This is a genomic window from Nocardia tengchongensis, assembly GCF_054781395.1.
In genome coordinates this window covers 390,083-405,206 of sequence record NZ_BAAGUM010000006.1, presented here as the reverse complement: position 1 = coordinate 405,206, position 15,124 = coordinate 390,083, and the positions used below count along the sequence as shown (strand labels likewise).

The window sequence follows — 15,124 nt, the reverse complement described above, 5'->3', positions numbered from 1 at the left end:
ACGTCCGAGTAATCAGGGCATAGCAACGCGCCCGGCCGCGGGACCGCAGCCCGCGCCGGGTATCCCCGTCGAGATCTTCGAATCAGGCCTGCAGGGCCGCCAGCACCTGGTCCTGCAGATGCGAATTGGTCGCCACCGCGCTGCCGCCGTGCGGGCCCGGCTTACCGTCGAGGGAAGTAAACGTGCCACCCGCCTCGCGAATCAGAATGTCGAGCGCGGCCATGTCCCACAGCGACAACTCCGGCTCGGTGACGATGTCGACCGCACCCTCCGCCAGCAGCGCGTACCCGTAGAAATCGCCGTACCCGCGCACCCGCCACACCTCGTCGGTGAGCGCGATGAGCTTGGCCCGGCGCCCGATCGCGCGCCAGCCCGACAGGCTCGAGATCGCCAGACTCGACGCCCCCAGCTCCGCCACCGCCGACACCGAAATGGCCTTCGGCTCACCCTTTTCGAAGGTGGCCCAGGCGCCCTGGCCCGCCGCCGCCCACCAGCGCCGCGACAGCCCCGGCGCGCTCACCACGCCCACCACCGGCACGCCGTCCTCCAGCAGCGAGATGAGCGAAGCCCACACCGGCACGCCTCGCACGAAGTTCTTGGTCCCGTCGATCGGGTCGATCACCCACTGCCGCCCGCTGAACTCGGCATCCCCGCCGAATTCCTCACCGAGCACCAGATCCAGCGGGCGTTCCGCCGCGAGCACCTCGCGCACCATCCGCTCGACCGCCAGATCCGCGTCCGATACCGGTGTCAGGTCCGGTTTCGAATCGATCTTCAAGTCGAGCGCCCCGAACCGCTCACGGGTGATCACATCGGCCGCGTCGGCCAGCCTCAGCGCAAGTTCCAGGTCAGCGGAGTATCCGGTCACGCCGAGCACGTTAGTCCTCCCCAGTTAACGCCGGGTGTCCCACGTCCCGAACCGGGCATCGGAACGCCGGTGAGGGGATTTGCCCGAAATTCTCTCAACGGCGTACCACTCGACGGTCAGGCGGGGACGGCGGCCTGGCGGGCGGAGGCGAGGGCCGTTGCCCACCAGTGGAGTTGGGTGAGCAGGCGCTCGGCCGAATCGTCGAATTCGGCGGGTTCGCGAAGCGCGCCGGACTCGTCGAACAGCAGGAAGTATCGCGGGAAGGAGACGTATTCCTTCACCGTGTGCGCGTTCAGTTCGTTGAAGACCGCGCGCAGCCCCTCGATGGCCAGCAGGCCCCCGGACTTGCCGCTGTAGCCTACGAATCCGACGGTCTTGCGGTCCCATTCGGTGAGGTGCCAGTCGATTGCCGTCTTCAACGACGCCGGGAAGCTGCGGTTGATGTCGGGGGTGACGACCACGAAGGCGTCGGCTGCGGCCAGGCGCGCGGCCAGCTCGTCACCCCGGCCCGGGCGCACCGGGTGCGGGTCCATCACCGGCGGGACCGCGGGCAGTTCGTGCGGCAGGTTGTAGTCGGCCAGATCGATGACATCCACTTCGAACGCGCCGTGGGCGCGGGCCCGCGCGGCGAACCAGTCGGCCACCACCGGTCCGAAACGGCCCTCCCGGACGCTGCCGATGATCACTGCGAGGCGCAGGGACGTGCTGGTCATGAGGGTCTCCTCGAGAATCCGTGGCGACCGGTCGGCCGCGCTGAGATCAACTCTGCGAGTGGGCGAGACCGTTAGGGAGGCCACGCTGAGAGTGGTAGTGGCAGGGTCACCCTCGCGGGCGCGACCGTTGTTACCGTCGAAACGTGAGTGAGAACGAGCTGGGACTGTTCCTGCGCCTGCGCCGGGAGGCGGTCACGCCCGCCGAGGCCGGGCTGCCGGCCGGGCCGCGCCGTCGCACCCCCGGGCTGCGCCGGTCCGAATTGGCCACGCTCGCGGGCGTTTCCGTGGAGTACCTCACCCGCCTGGAGCAGGGCCGCGACCGGCATCCGTCCGCATCGGTGCTGATCGCGCTGGCCGACGCCCTGCGCCTGAGCCCGGCGCAGCGAGTGCATCTGCTCAATTTCGCCAAGGCCGGCGATCCGAACTTCAACTGCCGCGGCGGTTCCGGGCCCAACCGCCGCGTCCGCCCGGCCGTGCGGGCCATGCTCGACCAGCTCGAACCCGCGCCCGCCGCATTGATGAACCGCCTCAGCGAGATCCTCGCCGTGACCGACGGCTACCGCGCCCTGTTCGAGCCGACCGGTCTGCTCGATGGCGGGCTGCCCGGGAGCTACGCGCGCTACGTCCTGTCCGACCCGCGGGCCCGCGAGGTCTACCCGGACTGGGAACACAAGGCCGACAAGGTCGTCGCCACCCTCAAACAAGGCCCCGGCCGCGCCGACCCCTTCGTCAACGCGCTCGTCGAGGAGCTCGCCACCACGGTCGGCCCCGAATTCACCCACCGCCTCGACACCATCCCCGGCCTCCCCGACACCAACGGCGTCGGCCGCCTCACCCACCCCGAAGCCGGGCCCCTTCGCCTCGCCTACGAAACCCTGAACCTGTCGGCCGACGACGACCAATACCTGATGGTCTATCTACCTGCCGACGACGCCACCGCCACCGCGCTCGACCGCCTGGTCGGACGCCGTCCCGGTGGCCTGCGCGCTGTCGCCGGGTGATTGCCACGAGAGTTCCCGGTGGCGGGTTTGTTCGATCGAGAGGTGACACTGATTTCGCAACGGTCGGGGTAACTCACCGGGTACGTCCAAGGTCGGGTCGGCTCCCAACCGGCCGCTCCGGGTGCATAAGTGACTACGGCACTCAGCTGTCCGCTGAAGTCCCGGGGAGGCGGGGTAGTAGATTTGAACACCGTGCATCCTGACGTCTCCGCTGATCTGGCCGAACTCGACACGACTTTGAAGACCATCGAGTCGGTGCTCGATATCGACGAGCTGGCTCGCCGCATCGACGAACTGGAACACCAGGCGGCCGATCCGGAGCTGTGGAACAACCAGGAGCACGCCCAGAGCGTGACCAGCGAGCTGTCGCACGCGCAGGCCGAGATGCGGCGGGTCAAGGACCTGCGGCAGCGGCTCGAGGACCTGCCGGTGCTCTACGAGCTGGCCGAGGCCGAGGAGGGCGCGGACCAGGTCGCGGCGCTCGCCGACGCCGATGCCGAGCGGTCCGCCCTGCACGCCGACGTCGAGGCGATGGAAGTCCGGACCCTGCTGTCGGGCGAGTACGACAAGCGTGAGGCGCTGGTCAACATTCGCTCGGGCGCGGGTGGCGTGGACGCCGCGGACTGGGCGCAGATGCTGATGCGCATGTACGTGCGCTGGGCCGAGGGCCACAAGTACCCGGTCGAGATCTATGACACCTCGTACGCGGAAGAGGCGGGCATCAAGTCGGCGACCTTCGCGGTGAAGGTGCCGTACGCGTACGGCACGCTGTCCGTCGAAATGGGCACGCACCGACTGGTCCGTATCAGCCCGTTCGACAACCAGGGCCGCCGCCAGACCTCCTTCGCCGAGGTCGAGGTGCTGCCCGTCGTCGAGACCACCGACCACATCGAGATCCCCGAAGGCGAGATCCGGGTCGACGTCTACCGCTCCTCGGGCCCCGGCGGCCAGTCGGTCAACACCACCGACTCCGCGGTGCGCCTGACCCACATCCCGACCGGCATCGTCGTCACCTGTCAGAACGAGAAGTCGCAGCTGCAGAACAAGATCTCGGCCATGCGCGTGCTGCAGGCCAAGCTGCTCGAGCGCAAGCGGCAGGAAGAACGCGCCCAGATGGACGCGCTCAAGACCAACGAGGGCGCGTCCTGGGGCAACCAGATGCGCTCCTACGTGCTGCACCCGTACCAGATGGTCAAGGACCTGCGCACCAACTACGAGGTCAACAACCCCTCCGCCGTACTCGACGGCGACATCGACGCCTTCATCGAAGCGGGCATCCGCTGGCGCATGAAAGAGCAGCCGGCGAACTAGGACTGATCGGATCAACTCGGCTTGCCGCTCCGCTGTCGGCGGGGCGGAGCGGAGGCGCTATGAATTCAGAGCTCGGAAACTGGCTGCGGTCCAGCGGTTTGGAGATCGTGCTCCTGGTTGTCGGCACGATGCTGTTCAGCCGGGGCGCGAACCATGTGCGGGACCGGATCACCCGGCGGATCGACGCCGGATTCCACAGCAGCGACTCGCTGGTGCGGTCCGAGGCGAGCAAGCATCGGCACGCGCTGGCGCAGGTCATCACCTGGGTGGTGCTGTCCCTCGTCTACTTCCTGGTCTCCCTGGAAGTGCTGCGCCGCTTGGGTTTCGAACTCAGCGGTCTGGTCGCCCCCGCGGCGGTGCTCGGCGCGGCGCTGGGTTTCGGTGCGCAGCGCATCGTGCAGGATCTGCTGGCCGGATTCTTCCTGATCACCGAACGGCAGTACGGCTTCGGTGATGTCGTGCGGATCGCGGTGAGCGGGAACTCGGCCGAGGCCGAGGGTACGGTGGTGGATGTCACGCTGCGTATCACCACGCTGCGCAGCGCTGACGGTGAAGTGGTCATCGTTCCCAACGGTCAGATCGTGAAAGTGACCAACCTGTCCAAGGATTGGGCGCGGGCCGCGATCGATGTGCCGGTCCCCGCCACCGCCGACATCAACAAGGTCAACGAAGTCCTGCGCGAAGTCGGGGCCAAGGCGTTCTCCGATCGCAAGCTCAAGGCGCTGCTGCTGGACGAGCCGAGCGTGATGGGTGTCGAAGATCTCACCGTCAATCAGATGAACATCAAGATGGTGGCCCGGACGCTACCGGGCAAACAGTTCGAAGTCGGGCGCGAGTTGCGGGTGCGGGTGGCCGCGGCGCTGCGCCGGGAGGGTCTCAGTGTCGGTGCCGACCAATAGAATCCGTAAGTCCACGGCGATCCTGATGGCCGTGTGGGTCGCCACCCTCGTGCTCTACCTCGTCGTCAAGCCCACCGGACATGAGCCCAAGAGCACCCCGCCGATGGTGAACACCGTGCTCAGCAACTATCTGCCAAACACATCCGAGCACCCGCAGCGCTGACTCCACGCCCGCGCGGTGTAGTCGGCGGCGCGCCCGCCCTGGCTACACTGGCTCCCCGTGATAACCCTGCGCAACGTCACCAAGTCGTATCAGACCTCGACGCGGCCGGCGCTGGACAATGTCTCCGTCGATATCGAAAAGGGCGAGTTCGTCTTCGTTATCGGGCCCTCGGGCTCCGGAAAGTCCACGTTCATGCGACTGCTGTTGAAGGACGAGAAGCCGACCGCCGGTGAGGTGTGGGTCGCCGACTTCCGAGTCGACCGGCTGCCCGGACGCAAGGTCCCCAAACTGCGCCAGCGCATCGGCTGCGTGTTCCAGGACTTCCGGCTGCTGCAGCAGAAGACCGTGGAACAGAACGTGGCCTTCGCGTTGGAGGTGATCGGCAAATCGCGAGCATTCATCAATCGCTCGGTGCCCGAGGCCCTCGACATGGTCGGGTTGGCCGGCAAGGCCGACCGCCTGCCCGGCGAGCTCTCCGGCGGTGAACAACAGCGCGTGGCACTCGCCCGCGCCTTCGTGAATCGGCCGCTGGTACTGCTGGCCGACGAACCGACCGGCAACCTCGACCCCGAGACCAGCCAGGACATCATGACGCTGCTCGAACGCATCAACCGCACCGGAACCACGGTGGTCATGGCCACCCACGACAACACCATCGTCGACGCCATGCGCCGACGTGTGGTCGAACTCGATCGCGGGCGCATCGTGCGCGACGAGGAGATGGGCGTCTACGGGGTGGGCCGGTAATGCGCGCGGGATTCCTGTTCAGCGAGGTCTTCACGGGCCTGCGCCGCAACGTCACCATGACCATCGCCATGATCCTCACCACCGCGGTGTCGCTGACCATGCTCGGCGGCGGCCTGCTGGCGGTCCGGATGGCGGACAAGATCCAGGACTACTACGTCCAGCGCGTGGAGATCCGGCTCTACCTCGACGACCAGGTGTCGAAGACCGACCCGGACTGCACCGGGCAGCCCTGCGCGTCGCTCATGGCGGATCTGAAGAAGCACGACTATGTCGCGAACGTGCAGTACATCAATGCCGCGGATGCGGTGAAGGAGGTCAAGGAGACCACCTTCAAGGATCAGCCGGGGCTCGCCGACGAGGTGAGCAAGGACGGGCTGCCCGCGTCGTTCCGGGTGAAGCTCGACGATGTCACCAAATACCGGTCCATCTACGACGACTTCTCGCTCCGGCCCGGCGTCATGACCGTGCTCAATGACATGGATATCGTGGACCGACTGGTCAGCTTCTTCGTCGGATTGCGCAATGCCGCCTTCGGATTGGCCGCTTTGCAGGCGCTGGCGGCCCTGATGCTGATCGCCAACATGGTGCAGGTGGCGGCGTTGGCGCGGCGGACCGAGGTCGGCATCATGCGGCTGGTCGGCGCCACCCGCTGGTACACGCAGCTGCCGTTCCTGCTGGAAGCCGTGCTGGCCGCGCTGGTGGGATCCGTGCTGGCCGTGGGCGGTCTGTTCATCGCGCAGCCGCTGGTCATCAACCGGGCGCTGGGATCGCTGTTCAACGATCAGGTACTGCCCCGGATCACCGGCGACGACATCGCGTCCGTGGCCATGATCGTCACCCCGATCGGTATCGGATTCGCCGCTCTCACCGCCTATGTCGCGCTTCGCTACTACGTTCGGGAGTGACGGCGGCCGCTTCGTAGCCGGACGCGACCCACTGATCTCGTGTCGATGCGGGTAACTCATCGGGTACGTCCAGAATTGGTTCGGCACTCGACCGCATGGACGGGTGCACGACTGCTCACGGCACTCGGCTCTCCGCTGAAGTCGCGGAGAGGCGGGGGAGCGCGAAGTTTTGTAGCGGGGTCCGCGCGTCGGATGGTGTCCGTAGGATTGCCGTCGTGAGTGCGCCGGAGGTCGAGACCATTGACGGGAACCTGGGTGATGCCGGAAGTGATCCGGCACACCAGGTTTTGCGAAAGACGTTCGGATACGACAATTTTCGCGGACCGCAGCGGGAGATCGTCGAACAGGTGATCTCCGGCGGCGACGCCCTGGTGCTCATGCCCACCGGTGGCGGCAAGTCGCTGTGTTATCAGATCCCGGCGCTGGTGCGGCCGGGTGTCGGTGTGGTGATCTCGCCGCTGATCGCGCTCATGCAGGACCAGGTCGACGCGCTCACCGCGGTGGGCGTGCGGGCCGGGTTCCTGAACTCCACGCAGTTCCCCGATGAACGGCGCACCGTCGAGGCGCAATTCGTGGCGGGGGAGCTGGACGTGCTCTACCTCGCGCCCGAGCGGCTGCGGCTCGAATCCACCGCCCAGCTGCTCGACCGCGGCAAGATCTCGGTCTTCGCCATCGACGAGGCGCACTGTGTGTCGCAGTGGGGCCACGACTTCCGGCCCGACTATCTGGGCCTGTCGATGCTGCACGAGCGCTGGCCGGACGTGCCGCGCATCGCGCTCACCGCCACCGCCACCGAATCCACCCGCAAGGAGATCGCCGAACGGCTCGATCTGCCCGAGGGGCGCGGCGCGAAGCATTTCGTGGCCAGCTTCGACCGGCCCAACATCCAGTACCGGATCGAGGGCAAGAACCGGGCCGAGCACCAGCTGCTGTCGTTCATCCAGAACGAGCACGCCGGGGACGCGGGCATCGTGTACTGCCTGTCGCGCAATTCGGTGGAGAAGACCGCGGCGTTCCTGTCCGCCAACGGCGTGGAAGCCGTCCCGTATCACGCGGGGCTGGACAATCGCACCCGCGCGACCAACCAGTCGCGGTTCCTGCGCGAGGACGGCCTGGTGGTGGTCGCCACCATCGCCTTCGGCATGGGCATCGACAAGCCGGACGTGCGTTTCGTCGCCCACCTGGATCTGCCCAAATCGGTGGAGGGCTACTACCAGGAGACCGGCCGCGCCGGGCGTGACGGCCAGCCGTCCACCGCCTGGATGGTGTACGGCCTCAGTGACGTTGTGCAGCAACGGAAGATGATCGACTCCTCCGACGGCGACGCCATGCACCGCCGCCAGCTGCAACTGCACCTGGACGCCATGCTCGCGCTCTGCGAGACCGTGCAGTGCCGCCGCGTCCAGCTGCTCGCCTACTTCGGTCAGCAGGGGGAGCGCTGCGGCAACTGCGACACCTGCCTGACCGCGCCCGAATCCTGGGACGGCACCGTGCCCGCGCAGAAGGTGCTCTCCACCGTGCTGCGGCTGAAACGCGAACGCGGGCAGAGCTTCGGCGCGGGCCACATCGTGGACATCCTGATCGGCAAGCGCAATCCCAAGGTGGAACAGCACGCCCACCACGAGCTCAAGGTGTTCGGCATCGGCACCGAACTGCGCGATATCGAATGGCGCGGCGTCGTCCGGCAGCTACTCGCCCAGGGCCTGCTGGCCGTGCACGGCGATTACGGCGTGCTGACCCTCACCGAGGCCAGCAACCAGGTGCTGTTCGAGAAGCGCGAGGTCATGCTCCGCCGCGAGCCCGAACGCGCCAAGGCCGGCCGAACCGCCAAGCCCGCCAAGGCTTCCCGCCTCGCCGCCGGCGACCTCAGCAAGTCCGACACCGACCTGTTCGAGAAGCTGCGCGCCTGGCGCGCCGCCACCGCCAAGGAACAGGGCGTCCCCGCCTACGTCGTCTTCCACGACGCCACCCTCCGCGACATCGCGACCCGCAAACCCGCCAGCCTCTCCGACCTCGCGGGCATCTCCGGGATCGGCGAGAACAAGCGCGCGAAGTACGGCGAAGGCGTGCTCGAGGTGATCGCCGCGGCAGGTGGTTCCGCCGCCGGGGGCGACTCCACAGCGGGTGGCCCGGTGGCCGCTGCCGCGCCTGCACGGCACGAAACAGCGAGTCCCGCACCGATTTCCGGGTCCGCGTCCGCCGGCTCGGCGACCTCGGCTTCCGGGTCCAGGTTCGGCGCAGCCGACAGGCCCGCGACCGCAGCCTCCGCAGCGCAGCGCGGCACCCGTTCCGCCGCGCCATCCACCGTGGGCCGGGGGTCGAGCTCTGCGACCTCTATGCCCAACTTCGCGGCCACCGACGACATCCCCTGGCCCGACGAGGTCCCGCCGGACTTCGACGACCTCCCGCCGGACTACCAGTAGAGCCGCCTGACTCGAATAGATCGGTCGCCGCCATGACAGTTGACATGCCGCAGGTAGCGGCTGAAATCCTGGCCCGCCTGCGGGATGCCGGGTTCCCGGCGGAGGGGTCCGCGAATCGGCAGGTGCTCGCGCTGGCAGAGGAGACCGGCGAGTTCGTCGGGGCGTACCGGCGCTGGTCCGGGCAGGCCCGCCGCACAGGCACATTCGACGAGATGCGGGCCGAGCTGGCGGATGTGGTCATCTGCGCGTGGATGACCGCCGCCGAACTGGGCATCGACCTCGACGCCGCGGTGGCCGACAAACTCGCGGTGATCTACGAGCGCGGCTGGCGCGACGAGGACCCGCCGAGTTGATCGCGCCTGGTGGCGGCGCAGCGCTCGTGAGCTCGCGCACAGCCGTCAGCAGGCGATTTGGTTGCTGGGCGACGGCACGATAAGCTTTCGGAGCTGCCGCGGTCCACGGATCGCAGCGAGCGACCTGGTCCCGTCGTCTAGCGGCCTAGGACGCCGCCCTCTCAAGGCGGTAGCGCGGGTTCAAATCCCGTCGGGACTACTGTGAAAGGCCCTTCAGTGAAAACTGAAGGGCCTTTTCGCATTTCAGGGTTCCCCACGCGATCTCAGGCTTCTCTCGCACCCCCGGAAAATCATTGGCGCGCATCGTGATGCGCTGGCTACCTTTGATCTCAGCCGCTACCAAGGGGCGCACCGGAATCTCCGGCCGCGTTCCCCGTATCGGGTGTGGCCACTCCCTGGTGACGCAGATTCCATCTGCCGAGGTTCGACTCCTTGACGTGATGCGCCCTGTCCGGTCGTACGCGGCATCGAGGCTCTGCGAGCTCCCCGTCCCGGACGGGGGAGGCTCCCGCCGCGTGCCGTGATCGGGCAGGGCGTGTCCGGTCGTGCCTGATGCCAAGTGAGGGAAGGAGATTGGGAATGACTACGAAGACGATGTTCACGAAGACGTATGTGACTGTCATGGATTGGCAGCGCACCCTGCTGTACCGCGACGGCATCCTGGTTCAGACGCTGGAGCCGGGCCGCCACCGCTACGACGCCAAGCGCTGCACGCTGGTCACCGTCGACATCCGCCCGCGGGTGCTGCAGGTCCTCGGCCAGGAGCTGCTGACCGCGGATGGCCTGTCGCTGCGCGCGAGCTTCGCCGCCGACTGGGTGGTGACCGACCCGGTCGCGTTCACCACCGCCGCCCAGAGCGCCGAGGTAGTGCTCTACGGCGCGGTGCAGGAGGTCGCCCGCGATCTCGTGGCCGCCCGCACCCTCGACGAGCTGATCGCCGACCGCGCCCTGCTCGGCGGCGGCACCGCGACGGTCGCGGCCGCGGTGGAGCGGCTCGGCATCCGGGTCGACGCCGTGCGCGCCAAGGACCTCATGCTCCCGGGCGAGCTCCGGAAGGCCGCCCTCGAGACGGTCCTGGCCCGCGAGCGTGGTCGCGCCGAGCTCGAGCGCGCCCGCGCCGAGGCCGCCGCCCTGCGTTCGCTGGCCAACACGGCCAAGTTGCTCACCGACAACCCGGTCCTGCTGCGCCTGCGCACTCTGCAGGTGGCCGCGACCCCGGGCGCCAAGGTCGTTCTCGACTCGCGCGAGAACGTCTGAGGCTGGTTTTGCTTGCATCATGAAAGTCTTAGTGCCTAAGCTCACTTTCATGATGCAAGCAGAATCGGAGCAACACTTCACCACCGCGTTCTCGGTGGATCGGACTCCCCAGGATGCCTTCGAGGGCATCGTCAACGTTCGCGGCTGGTGGTCCGAGGACGCGGCGGGCGTCACCGATCAGGTCGGCGGCGAGTTCGTCCATCGCTACCAGGACGTTCACCGCTGCACGATCCGCGTCACGGAACTGGTGCCCGGACGCAAGGTCGCATGGCTGGTCGTGGACAACTACTTCAACTTCATCGAAGACCAGGCGGAATGGAAGGGCACCGAGATCATCTTCGAGATCGCCGAGAAGGAGGGCGGGGCAGAGGTTCACTTCACCCATGTGGGTCTGGTCCCGCAGTACGAGTGCTACGACGTGTGCTCCAACGCCTGGGACGGCTATCTCGGCGGGAGCCTGCGCAATCTGATCAATACCGGTGTGGGGCAGCCCAACCCGGCGGCCGGTGGCGAGGCCCCCGCTCATCAGGACGCGGCTTCCGAGTTGCGCGCGGACCGCGCGCCTCAGGGTTAGAACATGCGGGTTCCCGGCCGGAGCCTCGCGTTCCGGCCGGGATCGGTTCAGGCCAGGGCCGTGGTGTGGTTCTGTTCCCACACCTGGATGTGCGGCCCGAACTCGGTGAGGAAGGCCCGCACGTGCGGGGTCGAGCCGTGATCGTCGAGAGCCTGGCGCGAATCCCAGTGTTCGAAGCACAGGAACAGTGACGGATCGTCGTTGTCGCGGTAGAACTCGTAGGTATGGCAGCCCGGTTCGGCGAGTGTGGGCGCGGTCAGCTTCAGCATCGCCTGCGCGACCTGGTCGGCGGCAGCGGGATCGACCTTGATTCGGATGAAAGCCGTGTGCACGGAAGTCCTTTCGAGCAGAGTCGCTGTGAACTGGCTCACGCCAGCACCGGTTCATGACTAACACCGGGCGGCGTCATCCGGGCTGAGCGCGTCCCGGCCACCGGAACGCGGCGCAAGCATCCGTAAGCTGGTCGGGAATTCCGGCCGGCGACGGGACGATAGAGGAGACATGAAGGAAAAGGGGCGCAAGGTCATCGCCAGCAACAAGAAGGCGAGGCACAACTACGCGATCCTCGAGACGTTCGAGGCCGGCGTGGCGCTGGTCGGCACCGAGGTGAAGAGCCTGCGCGAGGGCAAGGCCTCGCTGGTCGACGCCTACGCCTCCATCGACGACGGTGAGGTGTGGCTGCGCGGTCTGCACGTCCCCGAGTACGGCCACGGCACCTGGACCAACCACGCCCCGCGCCGCACCCGGAAGTTGCTGCTGCACCGCCGCGAGATCGACAAGCTGCTCGGCAAGACCAAGGAGTCCAGTCTCACGCTGGTCCCGCTGTCCATGTACTTCTCCGACGGCAAGGTCAAGGTCGAACTGGCTCTCGCCAAGGGTAAGCAGGACTACGACAAGCGCCAGGACCTGGCCCGACGCGACGCCGAACGCGAGGTCACCCGCGAACTCGGCCGCCGCATCAAGGGCATGCGCGGCTGACCGGAAGCGCCCCGGTCGGTGGCGCGTTAATGGAATGAACCAAGGTTTGTTCGGTGTTAGGATAGGTAGCCCGGTGAGAGCCGGGAAGTTCAACTGAATCGTTGAACACAGACGGGGCTGAACGGTTTCGACTGCGTACGTTGATTCAGGGGAAGCGTGTCGGTGCAGGCAGGAGACCACCGTATAAGCGTCGCTGCAACCCTATAAGCGCCGATTCCAATCAGCGCGACTACGCTCTCGCTGCCTAAGCAACGAAGCGTGTCTGTCAGCCCGGGTTCGCCCTCGACCCGGTCCCTGGCATCAGCTAGAGGGCTCTACCGTCCGGCGCGGTCGCGGCGTCGGATGGGACATCTAACAGCGACTGGGATCGTCATTCCGGCTTGTTCGCGTGACCGGAAGATCCGAGCAGAGACATAGCGAACTGCACACGGAGAAGCCCTGGAGATGCGGCGGAGGACCCGGGTTCGATTCCCGGCAGCTCCACCGAAAAGGCCCCTCACCTACGGGTGAGGGGCCTTTTTCATGGGTCCGCGCCGCCGAACATCCAGCAGCGGTGGTCATTTCGACCTTCAGGCTGCGTCGGTGTGGTGACCGGCGAAGTTCACGCTGGTGTTGTCGGCGTCGAGTGCAATGTTGAGTGTGGCGTCCAGTGCTTCGGCGAGCTTGGCGAGCAGGGGGAGTGTGGGCACGGTGTCGGAGCCCTCGATGCGTGAAATCTTCGCTTGGGTCAGGCCGGCGCGGGCGGCTAGGTCTGCTTGCGTAAGGCCTAGTTCCGTTCGTCGATCGTAGACGGCCTGGGCCAGTGCCATGGAGAGCTGGATTTCACGGCGGACCTCGGTGACATCGTCGGGTTCGGTGTAGCCCTCGGCGAGTTTGCGTTCCCGGAGGGTCTTCCATCGTGCGTGGCTCATCGGTCCAGTTCTCCCTTCTCGATCGTGCGAATGAATTCTTGATGGGCGGGTCCGTGTTCGGCCTGGCAGGTCTGTTGGGCCAGCTTGGCGCGCTTGACCTCACTGTCCTCTCGCATTCGGGTCTTGCGAAACACTGTCAGCAGAATCACCCGCCGGCCAGGTGCGACCCAGTAGGTGATGCGAATGGCCGCACCATCGAGCGTTGGGCGTAGCTCGCGGACCCCGTCGCCGAGGTATCGGGCGTAGGGCTCGCTCAGTGATTCCGCATGTTCGGCGAGCAAGCCAACGTATTCGTCGATCTTGAGGAAATGTTTGGCTGGCAGTGCTTCCAGCCAGTCCTGCACCTCAGGCTCGATCTCGATGGTGAACAGTTCACCCACGACATCAACACTATATGTCGTTGACGACATGCGGCAAGGAATCGAATGGATGGGGATGCGGCAGAGGCCCCAGGTTCGCTTGCCCTGTTCTGGTCGGGTCACTCGGCGCGGCTGTACAGGGTCATCGTGTGGTTGATGCAGCGGGTGATGAACGGGGCTTCGAGCGGGCGGTTGCCGACCAGGAGGCGGAAATACAAAGGGGCGGCGAGGGTTTCCATGACCTCGCGCGGATCGGTGTCGATGGTCAGCTCGCCGCGGTCGATCGCTCGGGTGATCACCTGGGAGGTGCGTTCGAATCGGTCGTTCCAGAAGTGGCGGCGGGCGGCGTCGACATCGGGATCGACGGAGAGGGCGAGTGCGCTGCCCAGTAGGCGGGCGATGCCGGGCTGGGAGATGAGGGTTGCGATCTGGTCGGCGAGTTGCTGGAGGTCTCCGCGGAGGGTTCCGGTGTCGGGGACCGGATTGCCTTCTGCGGCAAGCTCGCCTACGGCATCGGCGACGAGGGCTGTTCGGGTGCCCCAGCGGCGGTAGATCGTTGTCTCAGCGACGCCGGCTCGGTCGGCGACCTCGCTGATGGTCAGGCCTTCGAGGCCGTGCTCGGCGATTTGGGCGACGGTGGCGGCCAGGATGGAGTGCCGTACGCGGGCCGAACGGCCTCCGGTCCTTTTGCGGGGTGCCGTCGGCTGTTGTTCGGGCTGGTCCATAGGCTGTTCTTAGCAGGGTGCAGCAGTAAAAGCTACTTGATCTGGCGTTAGTCTTCCGCCGGTGCTCGGTTAATGCTAATTTTCCTTTCGTTAAGGACTTGCGAGAGGACGTGGATATGGCCGAAGTCATCGAGATACGTGCAACCGTGGGGGAGCGGCCGGTCACGCGTGACCAGGTGCGGGAGTGGGAATCGCGCCGTGCCACCGGGGTTCTTCGAAAGCTGGCTTCCCACCTCGGATCTCGCGGACTGGCCGAGCTCATGCCGGGCTGCTCGGTCGAAGCGCTGGTTGCCGCGCCACTTGATGTGCAGCAGTCCGCGCTGACCGAGCTGAAGACTGGGCTCGGTCACGCCGGTATCTACGCCATGTTGAAACGTGAGCTGGATGTGTCGGACCGGATGGCTCGCACCGGTGTGGCGCTCAGTCGGGGGCGGACCAAGCACTCCGCGACTTGCCTGGAAGTTCCGGGCTACTCCGCCGAGCGGTTCGCCACCTGGTTCAACAACCTGGTGACCGCCAACAATGAACCCGACATGGTCGCCGCCTGCCCCGACCATTACCTGCTCCGCGGCCTGCCCGGCGGTCGTCAGGAAGTCGTCGAAACCACCGGCGGTTCCCCGATGCCGTCCCGTTTCCTGGTCGACTACACCAGGACCGAGGCCCTCACCATCCCGGTGGATCCGCGCTACCCCATTCAGATCGCCGGCCAAGCCTTCCTCGACGACGGCCTAGCCATCGGCGGTGTCCGCCACCAATTCCTCGACCGTGATGGCACTCTGCACGCACTCCTCACGGTCCAATTTCCAGCCACCTTGCCCGGCAGGCTCATTCGCCAGCATCAATGGCATCTGGCGGTGGAATTCAGCAACTGGCTGATCGCGGCAGCGCCCGCTGCGGCAACCGCGTGACGCCCTGGATAGGTTGTCGCGCGTGACGG

Annotated in this window: 18 protein-coding genes, 1 tRNA gene and 1 other RNA gene; 14 read left to right on the top strand and 6 right to left on the bottom strand. The window is 66.7% G+C overall.

The features are described 5' to 3' along the window. Window positions 1–82 precede the first annotated feature (82 nt). Together hisN and ACYVKL_RS12975 are read right to left on the bottom strand one after the other, a co-directional pair. Window positions 83–868, bottom strand: coding sequence for a histidinol-phosphatase (hisN, locus tag ACYVKL_RS12980; protein WP_213559896.1), 786 nt, complete (start codon window positions 866–868; stop codon window positions 83–85). Between the two features lie 116 nt (window positions 869–984). Then, window positions 985–1,581: an NADPH-dependent FMN reductase gene (locus tag ACYVKL_RS12975; RefSeq protein ID WP_379162649.1), complete on the bottom strand. Its 597-nt coding sequence runs from the start codon at window positions 1,579–1,581 to the stop codon at window positions 985–987. A 143-nt stretch (window positions 1,582–1,724) separates the two neighbouring features. Between ACYVKL_RS12975 and ACYVKL_RS12970 the strand changes: the two genes are divergently transcribed. The 11 genes from ACYVKL_RS12970 to ACYVKL_RS12920 all read left to right on the top strand — a co-directional run bounded on the left by ACYVKL_RS12970 (window position 1,725) and on the right by ACYVKL_RS12920 (window position 11,214). Beyond that, entirely contained in the window at window positions 1,725–2,582 is an 858-nt protein-coding gene (locus ACYVKL_RS12970) for a helix-turn-helix domain-containing protein (protein WP_379162646.1), read from the top strand. A gap of 192 nt (window positions 2,583–2,774) precedes the next feature. Beyond that, window positions 2,775–3,893 carry a peptide chain release factor 2 gene (prfB, locus tag ACYVKL_RS12965; protein WP_213559899.1) on the top strand — a complete coding sequence of 373 codons (1,119 nt, stop codon included), beginning with the start codon at window positions 2,775–2,777 and terminating at the stop codon, window positions 3,891–3,893. A 59-nt stretch (window positions 3,894–3,952) separates the two neighbouring features. Beyond that, window positions 3,953–4,792, top strand: coding sequence for a mechanosensitive ion channel family protein (locus ACYVKL_RS12960; protein WP_379162643.1), 840 nt, complete (start codon window positions 3,953–3,955; stop codon window positions 4,790–4,792). Next, on the top strand, window positions 4,779–4,955 hold the full coding sequence (locus ACYVKL_RS12955; protein ID WP_379162640.1) for an Rv3103c transmembrane domain-containing protein: 177 nt from the start codon (window positions 4,779–4,781) through the stop codon (window positions 4,953–4,955). The genes ACYVKL_RS12960 and ACYVKL_RS12955 overlap by 14 nt, the downstream gene beginning before the upstream one ends. A 57-nt stretch (window positions 4,956–5,012) precedes the next feature. Further along, complete coding sequence (gene ftsE, locus ACYVKL_RS12950) at window positions 5,013–5,702, top strand: cell division ATP-binding protein FtsE (RefSeq protein ID WP_213559902.1); 690 nt, start codon at window positions 5,013–5,015, stop codon at window positions 5,700–5,702. Beyond that, a complete protein-coding gene (ftsX, locus tag ACYVKL_RS12945; RefSeq protein WP_213559903.1) occupies window positions 5,702–6,607 on the top strand; it encodes a permease-like cell division protein FtsX in 906 nt (301 codons plus the stop codon). The genes ftsE and ftsX overlap by 1 nt, the downstream gene beginning before the upstream one ends. A gap of 215 nt (window positions 6,608–6,822) precedes the next feature. Then, on the top strand, window positions 6,823–9,030 hold the full coding sequence (recQ, locus tag ACYVKL_RS12940) for a DNA helicase RecQ (RefSeq protein ID WP_379162636.1): 2,208 nt from the start codon (window positions 6,823–6,825) through the stop codon (window positions 9,028–9,030). 32 nt (window positions 9,031–9,062) lie between these two features. Further along, complete coding sequence (locus tag ACYVKL_RS12935; RefSeq protein WP_379162633.1) at window positions 9,063–9,383, top strand: MazG nucleotide pyrophosphohydrolase domain-containing protein; 321 nt, start codon at window positions 9,063–9,065, stop codon at window positions 9,381–9,383. A gap of 126 nt (window positions 9,384–9,509) precedes the next feature. After that, window positions 9,510–9,582 (top strand) — tRNA-Glu (locus ACYVKL_RS12930). A gap of 380 nt (window positions 9,583–9,962) precedes the next feature. Beyond that, window positions 9,963–10,640 (top strand): slipin family protein, encoded by a 678-nt coding sequence (locus ACYVKL_RS12925; RefSeq protein ID WP_379162630.1) that lies wholly within the window; start codon window positions 9,963–9,965, stop codon window positions 10,638–10,640. A gap of 49 nt (window positions 10,641–10,689) precedes the next feature. Beyond that, on the top strand, window positions 10,690–11,214 hold the full coding sequence (locus tag ACYVKL_RS12920) for an SRPBCC family protein (RefSeq protein WP_379162627.1): 525 nt from the start codon (window positions 10,690–10,692) through the stop codon (window positions 11,212–11,214). A gap of 47 nt (window positions 11,215–11,261) precedes the next feature. On the opposite strand, the gene ACYVKL_RS12915 is transcribed toward ACYVKL_RS12920, so the two are convergent. Next, window positions 11,262–11,585, bottom strand: coding sequence for a putative quinol monooxygenase (locus ACYVKL_RS12915; protein WP_379162624.1), 324 nt, complete (start codon window positions 11,583–11,585; stop codon window positions 11,262–11,264). Between the two features lie 130 nt (window positions 11,586–11,715). On the opposite strand from ACYVKL_RS12915, the gene smpB reads away from it, so the two are divergent. Continuing rightward, window positions 11,716–12,192, top strand: a complete 477-nt coding sequence (gene smpB, locus ACYVKL_RS12910) for an SsrA-binding protein SmpB (protein ID WP_040860814.1) — start codon at window positions 11,716–11,718, stop codon at window positions 12,190–12,192. 113 nt (window positions 12,193–12,305) lie between these two features. Then, window positions 12,306–12,678: a transfer-messenger RNA gene (gene ssrA / locus ACYVKL_RS12905) on the top strand. A gap of 83 nt (window positions 12,679–12,761) precedes the next feature. On the opposite strand, the gene ACYVKL_RS12900 is transcribed toward ssrA, so the two are convergent. The 3 genes from ACYVKL_RS12900 to ACYVKL_RS12890 all read right to left on the bottom strand — a co-directional run bounded on the left by ACYVKL_RS12900 (window position 12,762) and on the right by ACYVKL_RS12890 (window position 14,187). After that, a complete protein-coding gene (locus ACYVKL_RS12900) occupies window positions 12,762–13,103 on the bottom strand; it encodes a helix-turn-helix domain-containing protein (RefSeq protein ID WP_379162620.1) in 342 nt (113 codons plus the stop codon). Continuing rightward, window positions 13,100–13,483: a type II toxin-antitoxin system RelE/ParE family toxin gene (locus ACYVKL_RS12895; RefSeq protein WP_379162617.1), complete on the bottom strand. Its 384-nt coding sequence runs from the start codon at window positions 13,481–13,483 to the stop codon at window positions 13,100–13,102. Before ACYVKL_RS12895 ends, ACYVKL_RS12900 begins: the two co-directional genes overlap by 4 nt. A 98-nt stretch (window positions 13,484–13,581) precedes the next feature. Further along, the gene (locus tag ACYVKL_RS12890) at window positions 13,582–14,187 is read right to left on the bottom strand and encodes a TetR/AcrR family transcriptional regulator (protein WP_379162614.1); all 606 of its coding nucleotides are present in this window, start codon (window positions 14,185–14,187) and stop codon (window positions 13,582–13,584) included. 116 nt (window positions 14,188–14,303) lie between these two features. Here ACYVKL_RS12890 and ACYVKL_RS12885 point away from each other — a divergent pair, with 116 nt between their 5' ends. Then, on the top strand, window positions 14,304–15,095 hold the full coding sequence (locus ACYVKL_RS12885; protein WP_379162612.1) for a hypothetical protein: 792 nt from the start codon (window positions 14,304–14,306) through the stop codon (window positions 15,093–15,095). The last annotated feature ends 29 nt before the right edge of the window (window positions 15,096–15,124 follow it).